The sequence below is a fragment of the Chitinophaga sp. ARDCPP14 genome, from assembly GCF_051362515.1.
Classification (GTDB): Bacteria; Bacteroidota; Bacteroidia; order Chitinophagales; family Chitinophagaceae; genus Chitinophaga.
Genome location: NZ_JBKIXB010000012.1, coordinates 85095 through 99113 on the forward strand (window position 1 = coordinate 85095; position 14019 = coordinate 99113).

At 50.2% G+C, this 14019-nt stretch carries 11 protein-coding genes; 1 reads left to right on the forward strand and 10 read right to left on the reverse strand.

All coding sequences use genetic code 11. The features are described from left to right. The first annotated feature begins 32 nt into the window (after positions 1 to 32). Complete coding sequence (locus tag ACLHR0_RS26580) at positions 33 to 2477, forward strand: outer membrane beta-barrel protein (protein ID WP_436490742.1); 2445 nt, start codon at positions 33 to 35, stop codon at positions 2475 to 2477. Here the strand turns inward: ACLHR0_RS26580 and ACLHR0_RS26585 are convergent. Genes ACLHR0_RS26585 through nuoE form a run of 10 tightly spaced genes read right to left on the reverse strand, consistent with a single transcriptional unit; the run spans position 2474 to position 14012 of the window. Next, positions 2474 to 3913: an NADH-quinone oxidoreductase subunit N gene (locus ACLHR0_RS26585; RefSeq protein WP_370911357.1), complete on the reverse strand. Its 1440-nt coding sequence runs from the start codon at positions 3911 to 3913 to the stop codon at positions 2474 to 2476. The genes ACLHR0_RS26580 and ACLHR0_RS26585 overlap by 4 nt on opposite strands. After that, entirely contained in the window at positions 3900 to 5351 is a 1452-nt protein-coding gene (gene nuoM / locus ACLHR0_RS26590) for an NADH-quinone oxidoreductase subunit M (RefSeq protein ID WP_436490744.1), read from the reverse strand. Before nuoM ends, ACLHR0_RS26585 begins: the two co-directional genes overlap by 14 nt. A 23-nt stretch (positions 5352 to 5374) precedes the next feature. Further along, complete coding sequence (gene nuoL, locus ACLHR0_RS26595; RefSeq protein WP_436490746.1) at positions 5375 to 7264, reverse strand: NADH-quinone oxidoreductase subunit L; 1890 nt, start codon at positions 7262 to 7264, stop codon at positions 5375 to 5377. A 13-nt stretch (positions 7265 to 7277) separates the two neighbouring features. Beyond that, a complete protein-coding gene (gene nuoK / locus ACLHR0_RS26600) occupies positions 7278 to 7586 on the reverse strand; it encodes an NADH-quinone oxidoreductase subunit NuoK (RefSeq protein WP_079468113.1) in 309 nt (102 codons plus the stop codon). After that, entirely contained in the window at positions 7583 to 8113 is a 531-nt protein-coding gene (gene nuoJ / locus ACLHR0_RS26605) for an NADH-quinone oxidoreductase subunit J (RefSeq protein WP_370911354.1), read from the reverse strand. Before nuoJ ends, nuoK begins: the two co-directional genes overlap by 4 nt. Continuing rightward, entirely contained in the window at positions 8110 to 8625 is a 516-nt protein-coding gene (gene nuoI / locus ACLHR0_RS26610; RefSeq protein WP_429065415.1) for an NADH-quinone oxidoreductase subunit NuoI, read from the reverse strand. Before nuoI ends, nuoJ begins: the two co-directional genes overlap by 4 nt. A 10-nt stretch (positions 8626 to 8635) precedes the next feature. Beyond that, positions 8636 to 9586, reverse strand: coding sequence for an NADH-quinone oxidoreductase subunit NuoH (gene nuoH / locus ACLHR0_RS26615; RefSeq protein WP_370911352.1), 951 nt, complete (start codon positions 9584 to 9586; stop codon positions 8636 to 8638). A gap of 4 nt (positions 9587 to 9590) precedes the next feature. Then, complete coding sequence (gene nuoG / locus ACLHR0_RS26620; protein WP_436490748.1) at positions 9591 to 12284, reverse strand: NADH-quinone oxidoreductase subunit NuoG; 2694 nt, start codon at positions 12282 to 12284, stop codon at positions 9591 to 9593. Then, the gene (nuoF, locus tag ACLHR0_RS26625; protein ID WP_429065418.1) at positions 12265 to 13545 is read right to left on the reverse strand and encodes an NADH-quinone oxidoreductase subunit NuoF; all 1281 of its coding nucleotides are present in this window, start codon (positions 13543 to 13545) and stop codon (positions 12265 to 12267) included. The genes nuoG and nuoF overlap by 20 nt, the downstream gene beginning before the upstream one ends. A gap of 2 nt (positions 13546 to 13547) precedes the next feature. Further along, positions 13548 to 14012 (reverse strand): NADH-quinone oxidoreductase subunit NuoE, encoded by a 465-nt coding sequence (nuoE, locus tag ACLHR0_RS26630; RefSeq protein WP_436490750.1) that lies wholly within the window; start codon positions 14010 to 14012, stop codon positions 13548 to 13550. Between the last annotated feature and the right edge of the window lie 7 nt (positions 14013 to 14019).

Here is a 14019-nt window from a genome sequence, read left to right on the forward strand (position 1 = left end):
CTTTTGAGAAAATTTACAACGGAAACGATAGTATGAGAACAATCATCGTAGCCCTGGGAATGCTTTTTATTGGTGTGCACGCTACCCTGGCACAACAATCCAATTCCACAGGAAAAATTACACTGACAATTACAGACCATGAAGGCAAGCCGCTCCCCTTTACCAGCGTAATGGTGAGGAATATCAAAGATTCTTCCCTCGTAAAAGGAGAACTGACCACTACCAACGGCAGTTGTGCCTTTGAAAAAATAGCCTTTGGCCATTATTTCATCCAGGCCTCCCAGATGGGATACAACACCACCTACAGCAAAACATTTCAACTCAACGCCGCTCATAAAAACGTTACCCTGGATACCATCCGCCTGAACACTTTAGGCAAAAACCTCCAGGCCGTGAATGTAACCGCCCAGAAACCTTTTATTGAAAGTTCTGCCGGGAAAACAGTCATGAACATCGAGAACAGCGTGAGCGCCGCCGGCAATACCGCGCTGGACCTGCTCCGCCGCGCACCGGGAGTACAGGTGGATAACAACGAAAACGTAACCCTGAAGGGGCAAAGCGTTACGGTAATGATCGATGGCAAACTGACCTACCTCAGTGGCGAACAATTAACCAATCTCCTGAAAACAACACCCGGAGAAAGCATTGCTTCCATTGAAATATTAACCAGTCCTTCTGCTAAATACGATGCCTCCGGTAACGGCGGTATCATCAACATAAAAACTAAAAAAGGAAAAATGACCGGGATAAATGGTAACGTGAATGCTACCCTTACCCAGTCGAGATACGGCCGCTATGGTATTTCCGGTAATGTTAACTGGAGAACGGAAAAATTCAACCTGTTCGGTAATTTCGACCAGGGCGACTATCCCCGCCAGGTTACCCGCGTATACAGCCGGAACGTAAAGGAAAACGATGGCAGCTCCACCTATCTTCAGCAGAATATATTTCAGCGTAACCGCTTTAAAAATAACTACCTGAAAATAGGAATGGATTACTTTATCACTGATAAACAAACCATCGGCGTACTGGCCAACGGCTATAAAAACGCCTTCAGTAACCAGATCTACAGCAATGCCGACCTTGGCCGGGTTAATATGCCGGCAGATTCCACCGTGAACTCCCTTACCACCAACAATAACAAGTTCGATAACATTGCACTTAACCTCAACTACAAACTGATCCTGGATACTGCAGGCGGAAGGGAAATCAGTTTTGATGGGGACTATGCACAGTTCAACAACCACCGCTTTATGCAGCTGAATGACAGCCTGTATGACGCCAAAACACAGTTGAACCGCAACCCCAACAGCATCCGCACCACCGGAGGTACACAGGTAATTATCAAAAGCCTGAAAGCAGATGTAAGCTGGCCGCTCGGCAAGGAAGGTAAACTGGAAGCCGGCGCTAAAACCAGCTTCGTTACCACCACCAACGTATTGCAATTCGACTCCCTGTTTCATGGCGGCTATAAACCTTCCCCCGGATTAAGCGACCGCTTTAACTACCAGGAAAATATTTATGCCGCATACGCCACTTACAAAAAACAAATACATAAAACGAATCTGCAGCTGGGGCTGAGGGTAGAGAACACCGAATCTACCGGGACTTCTTTTACGACCGGAACAAATGTGAAACGCTCTTATGTCGACTTCTTTCCAAACATCAACGTGGAGCAAAAGCTGAATGATAAAAATAAGCTGAGCCTGGCCATGTCACGCAGGATAGAAAGACCGCAGTACGGTCAGCTGAATCCATTTATGTTTTACCTGGACAAGTATACCTACTTCCGGGGGAATCCTTACCTGCGGCCGCAATACAGCAACATCGCAGAAGTTGCCTATACGTTCAAAGACAAATACATCGCCACTTTCCGCTATAGCCGGATTAAAGATATGATGGAAGAATTCATTACACAGGACGACAGTACCAAAGCCTCCATCAGCACGGAACGCAACTATGATAAAACAGATATTTACAGCATCCTGTTTACGCTGCCTTTCCAGTTTACAAAATGGTGGACCAGCGACAACAACGCAGATTTCTCCTATAACAAATACCGTTTTGAAGATCCCGTAACGAATGATCCTTATTACCGGTATAACTTCAATTATTATATCAGCAGCACAAATACTATTACTCTTCCGAAAGATTTTAAGGTAGAAGTAATGGGCTACTATAACTCGCCTTTTATTTTTGGGATTTTCAGGGGCTATGCACAGTATAACCTGAACCTGGGCGTTCAGAAAATGTTCCTGAATAAAAATGCCACCGTAAAACTGAGCTATAACAATATCCTGCGGAATGAAAGCTATCGCGGGGCCGCAGAATTTGCCAACCTGAACATGAGCATCTTCAATACCTGGCAGTTCCGCACGGTAAACCTTTCTTTCAGCTATAAATTTGGCAGTGCCACCATTAAAGCGGCCCGCGAAAGAAAAACCGGTACCAGTGATGAACAGAATCGTGCAGGTTAAACCAGGATACGCATCATTTGCTGAATCAGCGCCATCATAGCAGTAGGATATACACCCAGCCCTATTAACAGTATGGTTAAAATCACCAGGGTAATATTACCGGCCATGGGCAGGGCCGGTATCACCGTTGTTTGTTGCCCTTTTGCAGGCACCGCAAACATAGCCGCCACCAGCCGGATATAGTAATACAACCCGATCACACTGTTAATCACCAGCATAAACAACAGGAACCACTGGTGCCCGTCCACGCCCGCCAGCACCACATAAAACTTACCGATAAAACCGGCGGTAAGCGGAATGCCCGCCAGCGATAACAGCATCGCCGTAAATACGGTGGCTACCCAGGGATAACGCCAGAACAGCCCCCTGTAATCAGCAATCGTTTCCGCATCCTGCGAACTGCTCGACATTACAATCACCACCCCAAAAGCGCCGATGCTTGTAATAAAATAAGCTACCAGGTAAAATGCCAGCGCCTCCAGCCCGGTTTGCACACCCGATAAAAAAGCAACCAGGATGTAACCCATATGCGCAATAGAAGAATAGGCGAGGATACGTTTGATATTCTGCTGTGTGAGTGCCAGCCAGTTGCCCGCAAACATAGACGCTACCGCAATAATAGCTACTATCCACCACAACATCGGGTAGTCGTTCCCATGAATGTCCTGGTAAAAGCGGATCAGCAACACCAGCATGGCTCCCTTGGAAACCGTGGCAATAAACGCCGCCACCGGCAACGGCGCGCCCTCATAAATATCCGGCGCCCACATATGAAAAGGAACAATGCCCAGTTTAAAACCCACGCCTATCAGCATCAAACCAAAACCCGCCATCACGCTCACCGGCAAATAACCCGCCTCACGTAAGGCTGCCCCTATTCCCGGGAAATCCATATGGCCTGTAAAGGCATACACCAGCGCCATTCCAAACAGCAGGAAAGCAGACGACAACGCCGCCAGCATCAGGTATTTAATCCCCGCTTCATCAGACCGCTCACGGGCACGCAGGTACGCAATTAATCCGTATAAACTGATGCTTAGTATTTCCAGTCCGAGGAACAGCGACATAAAATGCCGGCTTACCACCAGCACCAAAGCACCGATAGTAGCCAGGATCAGGAGAATGTAGTATTCTTCCTTCCGCTCTTCCCTTTCTTCAAAATAATTAAATGACAACAACAGGATAATAAACCCCGACACGAGGATCAACCCGGAATTAAAGAGTGAAAACTCATCGATCACCAGCAGCGGTGGCACGGGATGAGGAATATACTTAATGGCAGGAATCACCGCCGCCATCGCCATACCAAAAGCAAGAAGGGAAAAGCTGTACACGATGCGGTGATTACGCCAGGCTGCAACCAGCAACATGGCTATCACTGCCGCAGCACATAGGGTGATCAGCGGCCCCAGACTTAAAAAATCAGCGAACGACATAGTCAATGTTTTGGGAAGTATTCAATACCGGTTGCGGATGGAAGCCCAGCCAGCATATCACTATTACCAATGCTATTATGATCACCAGCTCACGCCCGTTCAGATCGGACATGGCATATTGCCGGTCGCACGGACCGAAGAAAACTTTCTGCATAATACGCAGCGAATACGCCGTTGCTACCACCAGGCCAATAGTAGCCAGGATAGTGAGCACATGACTGGCCTGCCAGCTACCCAGCAACACCAGGAATTCCGCTACGAAATTGCCTAATCCCGGTAACCCGAGAGAGGCCATCACAAAAATCATGGCAGCGCTGCCCATCATGGGAAGCCGCAGCCAAAGCCCACCCATTTGCCGGAGGTTGCGGGTATGTATGCGCTCATACAACGCGCCCGCAATAATAAATAACGCACCTGTACTAATGCCATGTGTGATCATTTGCATCACTACGCCCTGGTAAGCAATTTCATTCAGGGCGAAGGCGCCCAGCAGTACAAAGCCCATATGGCTTACGCTGGTGTAGGCAATCAGCCTTTTAAAATCCGTTTGCGCATAGGCCAGCATGCCCCCATACAGGATACCAATTACGCCCAGCAACATGGCCACCGGTGCTATGTCTGCGGCGGCAGTGGGAAACAGCGGCAACACAAACCGGAGGATACCGTAAGCGCCCGTTTTCAGTAACAAGCCCGCCAGCACCACGCTGCCGGCAGTAGGCGCTTCCGTATGCGCATCCGGCAACCAGGTGTGAAAAGGTACTGCCGGCAGCTTTACCAGGAAGGCGATCAGGAAACCCAGCATCAGCCATCGCTCCATAGAAGGCGTCATAGGCGTATTCAACAGCTCAAAATAATTAAACGTATATACATTAGTGTTAGCTTTATGCACAAAGTAAAGACCGAGTATTGCCAGCAGCATCAGCAAGCCTCCCGCCTGTGTGAACAGGAAAAACTTGTTGGCCGCATACTCCCGGTGTTCATGTCCCCAGATACCAATCAGGAAGTACATGGGGATCAGCATCATCTCCCAGAAAAAATAAAACAGGAAAAGATCCATCGTCAGGAAAACGCCTGTGATGCCACAAAGCACAAACAACAGGTTAAAGTGAAAGAACCCCACCCTCGTTTGGATTTCCTTCCAGGAAATTAATACCGCCAGCGCCCCCAGGAAAAATGTCAGCGCCAGCATCAGCATACTTAAACCGTCCATCGCCAGGTGCAGGCTGATACCGAAATGCGGCACCCAGTCCATCCGGAACTGGTACCACCAACGGCTGCTGCTACCCGTATGCTCCATCCATACCCCTGCGATAATGCCGAGGTTCACCAGCAGGCTGCATAGGGCTATCCACCGGCTGGCAGCGTGGCTTTTCACGCCAACCACCCACGACAATAACGCCGCGCCAAAAAGGATCAATATCAATACCAGCAATATCATAATTGTTCGTTTAATCGTTCGGGTTATATGTATATCCGCCAGATCAGCACCGACAATATCGCCACCGCACCCAGCACTACGCCAAGTATATACCATCTCAGCAAACCGCTCTGCGTACGTGCGAGCACGTTATGACACCATTCCATAAACGCCGCCAGCCCGATATAAAACGTGTCTATCAGATCCCTTCTGTTGATACGCGACAAGTACACAAAAGGGCGTACCAGCAGCACATTGTACAATTCATCAAAGTCCCATCCCCTGCTCCAGTAGCCACGCAGCCACATAATAGCAGGCATTTCCAGAAAATCAGACATGCCTTTGGGATGCTTCACTACCCAGGCATACGCCAGCCCGATGCCGCCCAGCGCCAGCAAGGCCGATAAGGCCTGTGAAGTCCATTCCATAGAAAGACTTTCATGCAGTACCGTCACCGCCGGCAATACCGGTTGCAGCCAGTTGCTGAACAACGTTACATGCCCCATCGTATGCGGCAATTCTATAAACCCGGCAACCGTAGATAATACCGCCAGGATATACAGCGGGATCATCATACTGCTCCCCGGCCGGTGATGCACCTTTGTTTTCTCTTCTCCATAAAATACCAGGAAAAACATGCGGAAAGTATACATACCCGTGAGTAACGCACCCAGCAGCGCCGCCAGCCAGAAGCCAACATGACCACCGGCAGCGGACCACGACAACCAAATGATCTGGTCCTTACTGTAAAAGCCCGCTGTTATAAAAGGAATAGCCGCAAGGGAAGCACAGCCAACCAGGAATACCCAGTAAACGCCGCGCAACTGCTTTTTCAATCCTCCCATCTTAAACATATCCTGCTCGTGATGCAACGCTACAATGATAGCGCCTGCGGCCATGAACAGCAACGCCTTGAAAAAAGCATGCGTAACAAAATGAAATACCGCCGCCGACCACGCGCCGCAGCCCAGTGCCAGGAACATATACCCGATCTGGCTCACCGTGGAATAAGCCAGCACCCTTTTAATATCCGTTTGCACCAGGGCGCTGAAACCCGCCAGCACCAAAGTGATAGCGCCTATCACAGCAGTAGTGGTTTGCGCCGCCGGCGCCAGTTCAAATAAAGTATGCGTACGCGCAATGATATAAACCCCTGCCGTAACCATGGTGGCGGCATGTATCAACGCACTCACCGGCGTAGGGCCCGCCATGGCATCCGGCAGCCAGGTTTGCAACGGCAGTTGGGCCGACTTGCCCACCGCGCCGCCCAACAACAGCAAAGCGATAATGGTTACCACTCCATCGTTCACAGACCAGATTTGTGTACTGTTTTCCAATATGCCGGGAATACTCAGTGTACCGGTATACTGAAATAACATAAACAAAGCAATGGCCATCGCGGTATCGCCTATGCGTGTTACAATAAAAGCTTTCCTCGCTGCATACCCGTTGGCAGGATCTTTATACCAGAAGCCGATCAGCAGGTAACTGCAAAGGCCCACACCTTCCCAGCCAAAGTATAACAACAATAAATTATCTGCCATCACCAGCGTAAGCATGGCGCCTACAAATAAATTCATACAGGCAAAAAAGCGGGCGTAGTCCGGATCGTCGTGCATATAACCGGATGCATATACATGGATCAGGAAGCCCACAATGGTGATCACCAGCACAAATACCACCGACAGCGCATCCATCCGGAAATCGAAACCTGTTTTAAATCCACCGGCTTCCAGCCAGTTGCCGGCATGCTGAACAATCGCCTGTTCACCATTTGCGGCAAATTGCATAGCGATGATAATAGCCACTATTGCAGCCAGTCCGATACTGCCGCATCCGATTACGGTAACGCCTATACGGTCGAAACGCTTCCAGCCCAGCATGAGCAGGAAGGCGCTGATAAAAGGAATGAGCGGTATGAGTGCAGGAAACATACAATTGAATATTTTATCCGTTCATTTTTGCTGCTTCGTCGCTGTCCAGTGTTTTGAGCTGATGATATAACTGTAAGATCAATGCCAGTCCTACCGATACTTCTGCCGCCGCCATCGCCAGGATGAAGATGAACATCACCTGCCCGTCTGCTGTACCCCAGTGAGAAGAAGCCACAACAAAGGCCAGTCCTGCTGCGTTCAGCATTATTTCCACCGACAGCAACATAAAAATAATGTCGCGGCGAACCAGTATACTGATCAGCCCCAGCACAAATAAAACGCCGGCAAGCAGCATGCCCGCTGTGGTAGGATGTACTATCATGATTGATTATTTTCAAGGAACCGGTGCAATGTTTTCTCTTTCTGACGCCCTAAGTGGTAAGCCCCTACAATGCCCGCCATCAGCAACATCCCGGTAAGTTCCACCGCCAGGATATAAGGGCCGAATAAAGCAATGCCCACCTCCTTCGGATTCACGATCTGAATACCTGATACGGGCTGGCGGTTCTGCAACACCAGGAAAACAAGCTCTCCAAGCAGGATGATACAAAGCAGCGATGGAAAGATCCAGATGCGCGGCTTCAGCCATAGCCGCTCCTGCGCGGCCGACTCTTTTCCCAGGTTCAGCATCATCACAAAAAAGATCAGCAATACCATAATGGCGCCCGCATACACAATCACTTCCAATGCCGCCATAAAAGGCGCGCCATAGAGATACAACACCACTGCCACCGCCAGTAAAGACACTACGAGATATAACAAGGCATGCATAATGTTGTACCGGGTGATCACCATCACGGTAGATAACACTGCAATCAATGCAGCAATATAAAATGCAGTTCCTATCATGGTATCAGGCTTTTAATATCTACCGGTGGTTCTTCGTGTTGTGCATCGCCTTTGTCTTTTCCGCGAATGGCCATACCGGCTATATTGTAATAGTTATAACCTGGATATTTGCCTTCACTGTTAATGAGCAGGTCCTCTTTTTCATATACCAGGTTCTGACGGTTATATTCTGCCATTTCAAAATCGGGCAATAACTGTATCGCGTAGGTAGGACAAGCCTCTTCGCAGAAGCCACAGAAAATACAGCGGGAGAAATTGATCCGGAAAAACTCCGGATATCTTCTGCCCGATTCATCTTCCGTTGCCTGAAGGGAGATGCAGTCTACCGGGCAGGCCGCGGCACACAGGTAGCAACCTACACATCGTTCGCCTCCATCCGGATCGCGGGTTAACGCAATGCGGCCCCGCCAGCGGGCCGGCAACGGCGCCCGCTGTTCAGGATACTGAAAGGTTTCCCGCTTGTGGAACATGTGCAGGAATATCAGCCACATACTTCTTACCAGACTAAACATGTTTTTTGTTTTAAGTATTTAACCACAGCTTAATGGCAGCTGTTACCATCAGGTTTAAAATCGATAACGGAAACAATACCTTCCATCCATACTCCATCAACTGATCATACCGCGGCCGCGGCATAGATGCCCGGAACAGGATGAACAACATGATAAAGGCAAACGTTTTTATTACAAACCATAATACCGGCGGCAGAAAAGCCGGTCCAAGCCAGCCGCCAAAATAAAGCGTTACCAGCATGCCGGAGATCAGCGTTACGCCCAGGTATTCACCGATGAAGAACATACCGAACTTCATCCCGGAATATTCCGAGTGAAAGCCCGCTACCAGCTCACTCTCCGCCTCCGGGATATCGAAAGGTAAACGGTGTGTTTCCGCTACGCCTGCCACCAGAAAAATGAGGAAGCCGATAAACTGCGGGATAATAAACCACACCTTCCGCTGGGCTTCCACTATTTCACCCAGATTAAAAGAGCCGCTCAGCACCACCACGCCCATCAGCGCCAATCCCATAAACACCTCATAGCTGATCATCTGCGAAGCCCCGCGCATAGCGCCCAGCAACGCATACTTGTTATTGGAAGCCCAGCCGCCCAACACTACACTGTATACGCCCAGTGAAGACATGGCCAGGAAAAACAACAGGCCGATATTCAAATCTGCCACCACAATTCCTGGTGCAAAAGGTATCACCACAAAGCTCATGAGCACACTCAGCATCACTACACCGGGCGCAAATACAAACACTACTTTATCGGCAAATGGCGGAATCCAGTCTTCCTTAAAAAACAACTTGATAGTATCAGCCAGCACCACCAACAGCCCGAAGGGCCCTGCCCTGTTGGGACCGTAACGGTCCTGCCACAGCGCCAGCATCCGGCGCTCCACCCAAATAAGACCGGCCGCCGTATTTAACAGTGCAAAAAGCACCCCTCCTATTACCCACCAAATGTTTATCATAGCATTATACTTTTATCAGTTGCGGCGCCTCTGAAATCTGCATGCCGGGAAGGCCTACAGGTATTCCGGCAACGCCTTCCTGTAATGTATCGTTAATGATCACCGGTAACGTATAGTGATGACCGTTATCTGTGAAATGCAGCAGGTATCCAGCGGTTACCTGCAACCGTTTTGCGTCTTCACTGTGCAGCATAATGTAGGGAGCCGGAATACGTTCTGCAATACCCGGTGTATGCACGCTCAGTTCTTCTGATCCGAAAATATGATAGAGTGGTACCAGTAACAGATGTTCTTTGAGCGGCAGAAAGGGCTCCGGTACTTCCGTATAAAAAGGCGTTTGCCCGTTCGCGTGAGGTTCAATCAATCTCTTGCCGGAGTTGCCATCGTGCAGCGGTCCGCCTGTTTCCACCTGGAATTTGTTTACTGATTGCACAGAATTCCATCCGGGCGACCAGAAAAAGGGAATCATGGAAGAAGGCGGCTCTCCCCGGTACCCTTCCATGGTAAAGGACAGCGCGGTATCTGTGTCCTGTGGCGGACGGGGCTCGCTTACATCTACATTTGCCTGCATAGCGGTACGGCCGCTAAAGCGATGTGGTTCCCTCGGTACCTTCTGACCGGCAATTCGAAAATCAGCATGCGGCGCGAGATGATCTATACTTTCAAATTTTTCGTATGCGTGTGCAAGGTGATTCACTACTTCATCGAAGTGTTGCAAACCGGAGAGTGTAGCATGCCCCTTAATGCTGGCGATCTGCAACAGCCAGCGCCAGCTTTCCTGCACTGCGGAGTCGGGTGCAAACACCTGGAAAAAGCGCTGGGCGCGGCCTTCATTATTCACCAGCGTACCGTCCGATTCAGCAAAGGTGCCAGCCGGTAAAATGATGGTGGCTTTCTCCGCTGTGGGATTATAAAGATGATCCAGCAGGATCACATCTTTCACCTTTCCAAAAAACTGTTCTGCCCGGTGTTGGTTCAGCCGGCGGTACAGGTCATTTTCCAAAACGATCACGGTATCCACTTCGCTATTCAAGGCACGGTCTACCGCCGAATCCAGGCGGTGGCCACCCAGCATTTCAAGTCCTACGCTGTTGCATTCCGGCACCGTGTAGGTAAGCATGGCATCGATACCAAGATCCCGCAGGGACCAGGCCACATTGGCGGCGGCTTTGATGATGGCTTCACTGCCACCGCCATAGCCTGCAATGATAAGCGGGTTCTTAGCGGTTTTCAGCACCGCTGCTATTTCTGCAGCAATGGCTTTCCCTTGCTCCGACATTCCTTTTACTTCGGGCATTTTACTGCTCAGCAGGTGACTAACGCCAAAGCCTATACGGGCAATATTGTCCGGCGCCGTGTGATAAGCACCTTTTGCAAGTTCATCGAGTTTGGTTTCCTGGACATTTAAAATATAGAGGGGGCCTTTGCTGTCCTGAACGGCTTCCCGTACGGCGGCATCCTGCCATGCGGGCATGTGAATATGATTGATGACATCTTCCACCGGGATACGGCGTACCGCCTGCCGCACCGACAAGGCCAGCATCGGCGCCGTATTGGTTACATCTTCACCGAGGATAAGCACTACATCCGCTGCTGCCGCTTCCTGCAGGGAGGCGCTGCGCACCGGTCCCTGTTGCAGTATTTTGAGAGAAAGGGATACCAGGTCGTGATCTGCTGCTGACACACCCAGGTAGAAGTTGTCTTCCCCAACCAGTTCTTTCAGCACAGCATTGGATTCCAGGGAAGCTCTCGGCGATCCTATGCCGATGGTCTTCCCTGGTTTCATCCGTTGATGCACATGCTGCAACACCGGGATGCCATTGGCCTTATCTGCAGGGCCGTGATGCACCATCGGTGTTTTGATCCGTTGTCCGCTGTTCACAAATTCGTAGCCATAGCGGCCACGGTCGCAAAGGAAATAACCATTTACCGCGCCATTAAACCGGTTAGTGATCTGTCGCACGGCGCCATAACGCTCACCGGCGATGATATTACAGCCCAGTCCGCAGCCCTGGCATACAGAAGCAGCAGAGGTCAGATCCCATTTACGGGTATAATGCTGCTTGAGGGTTTTATCCGTAAACACACCGGTAGGGCATATTTCGGCAAGATTGCCGCTAAACTCGCTTTCCAGTGTACCCTCTTCCTGCCGGCCAAAATACACATGGTTATGCGCGGCGAAAACATCCAGGTCCTTACCACCGGCAAAGTCTTTATAAAACCTCACACAACGGTAGCACTGGATGCAACGGTTCATTTCATGATTCAGGAATGGTCCGAGATATTGGTTGTTGTAAGTTCGTTTTGTAAAATGGTAATCACGGTAAGAGTGGCCTGTCATCACCGTCATATCCTGCAAATGGCAGGAACCGCCTTCATCACATACGGCGCAGTCGTGCGGGTGATTGGTCATCAGCCAGCCGATCACATGCTCGCGGAAGTTGCGGGCATCGGTATCGTCAATGGATAAACGAAGCTGGTCTTTTACCGGCTCCATACACGACATAATGATCTTTCCCTTCTTATCATCTTCATCCTTAAACACCTTAACAGCGCATTGACGGCAGGCGCCTACCGCACCCAGGGCGGGGTGCCAGCAAAAGTAAGGAAGGTTCAAACCCAGCGACAGGCAAGCTTCAAGCAGGTTTTTTCCCTCCTTTACTTCGTAAGGTTTATTATCAATGTGTATGATCGGCATATGGACATTTTTTTTCTTTGATGTGTTGTTCAAAATCTTCCCGGAAATATTTCAGCGCACTTTGCAACGGTTCCATGGCACCGGGCGCCAGCGCGCAGAAAGTATTACCGGGGCCCAACAGCTTCGTATGCATTTCCAGTTGCTCCAGGTCTGCGTAAGTTCCTTGTCCCTGCTCCAGTGCGTATAGTATCTTCTCCGTCCAGGGCAGTCCTTCGCGGCAGGGCGTGCAGAAGCCACACGATTCCTGTGCGAAGAAATGCTCCAGGTTATGTACAAACCCCACCGGGCAGGTGCGGTCGTCGAGTATCACCATAGTGCCGGTACCCAGGCGGCTTCCCGCGGCAGCTACTCCTGCGAAATCCATTTTCACATCGAGGTGGGCATCGGTTAAGAAATCAGTGGAAGCGCCACCAGGCAAGGCACCGCGAAAACGGAATCCCGCTTTCATGCCACCCGCATGTTCCTCCAGTAATTCCCGCATAGTAACGCCCATAGGTAGTTCCCAGGCACCGGGCTTGTTTACTCTTCCACTTACACCGTATATTTTCGTACCCCCGTCGGCGGTATAGCTCAATGATTTGAACCAGTCGCCTCCCTTGCTGATGATATGCGGTATATAAGACAACGTTTCCACGTTATTTACAATGGTTGGTTTACCAAACAATCCGCTTACCTGTGGAAAGGGTGGTTTGGCGCGGGGTACAGCGCGTTTCCCTTCCAGCGAATTGAGCAATGCCGTTTCTTCCCCGCACATATACCTGCCTACGCCGGTATGCAACTGCATTTCCAGGCTGTAATTTTTACCGAGTATATTTTTACCGAGATATCCCGCGGCATAGGCATCTGCAATTGCCTGGTTCATGATCGTCGCGGCTTCCTTATATGCCCAGCGCATAAACACAAAACCCTGTGTGGCCTGGATAGCATAAGCGGAAATGATCATTCCTTCGAGCAACTGGTGCGGGTTCCCTTCCAGCAGCCAGCGGTCTTTGAAGGTGCCGGGTTCCATTTCATCGGCGTTACAGATCAGGTAGCGCGGACCGGTTACTTCCGCGGGAACAAAGCTCCACTTCATACCAGTGCTGAAACCTGCGCCGCCACGGCCTTTGAGGTTGGCGTCTTTCACCCTGCCTGTTACTTCCGCCGGGGTGAGCTCCTGCAACACTTTGCGTAATGCGGCATAGCCGCCCACTGCTTCGTACTCCTTCAGGTGAAGAGGCGCTCCGGAAGCGGGTATATGTTGTGTGAGCGGTTTTTCCATCTTTATAAATATTGATCCAGTATTTGTGAAAGGGAAGCTGTTGTCAGATTCCTGTACAGGTCGTTGTCTATCATCATGGCCGGCGCATGGTCGCAGGTACCAAGACAGGCATTGGGCAGCAGCGTAAAACGTTCATCGGGTGTGGTTTGTCCGTACCTGATCTGCAGCAGGTCCATCAGTTGTTGTTTAATCTCCGTATAGCCCATCACGTAGCAGCTGATACTGTCGCACAACAAGATGACGTGCCTGCCTACCGGCCGGCGGAAGATGAGGTTGTAGAAAGTGGCTACGCTGTCTACTTCCGCGGTGCTCATTTCCAGGATAGCGGCGATATCCGCCACGCTTTCATCAGATACCCAGCGGCGTTGCCCCTGTACAATTTTTAATGCTTCTATACAGGCGGCCTTTTTTACCGGCACGTGCTGCATTTCATGTGTGATCTGTTCTATTTCAATAGCAGAAAGCATATGTTGT

Coding starts and splice junctions, on each gene's coding strand:
- ACLHR0_RS26580 (WP_436490742.1), top strand. CDS start 33: ATGAGAACAATCATCGTAGCCCTGGGAATGCTTTTTATTGGTGTGCAC.
- ACLHR0_RS26585 (WP_370911357.1), bottom strand. CDS start 3,913: ATGTCGTTCGCTGATTTTTTAAGTCTGGGGCCGCTGATCACCCTATGT.
- nuoM (WP_436490744.1), bottom strand. CDS start 5,351: ATGATATTGCTGGTATTGATATTGATCCTTTTTGGCGCGGCGTTATTG.
- nuoL (WP_436490746.1), bottom strand. CDS start 7,264: ATGTTTCCTGCACTCATACCGCTCATTCCTTTTATCAGCGCCTTCCTG.
- nuoK (WP_079468113.1), bottom strand. CDS start 7,586: ATGATAGTACATCCTACCACAGCGGGCATGCTGCTTGCCGGCGTTTTA.
- nuoJ (WP_370911354.1), bottom strand. CDS start 8,113: ATGATAGGAACTGCATTTTATATTGCTGCATTGATTGCAGTGTTATCT.
- nuoI (WP_429065415.1), bottom strand. CDS start 8,625: ATGTTTAGTCTGGTAAGAAGTATGTGGCTGATATTCCTGCACATGTTC.
- nuoH (WP_370911352.1), bottom strand. CDS start 9,586: ATGATAAACATTTGGTGGGTAATAGGAGGGGTGCTTTTTGCACTGTTA.
- nuoG (WP_436490748.1), bottom strand. CDS start 12,284: ATGCCGATCATACACATTGATAATAAACCTTACGAAGTAAAGGAGGGA.
- nuoF (WP_429065418.1), bottom strand. CDS start 13,545: ATGGAAAAACCGCTCACACAACATATACCCGCTTCCGGAGCGCCTCTT.
- nuoE (WP_436490750.1), bottom strand. CDS start 14,012: ATGCTTTCTGCTATTGAAATAGAACAGATCACACATGAAATGCAGCAC.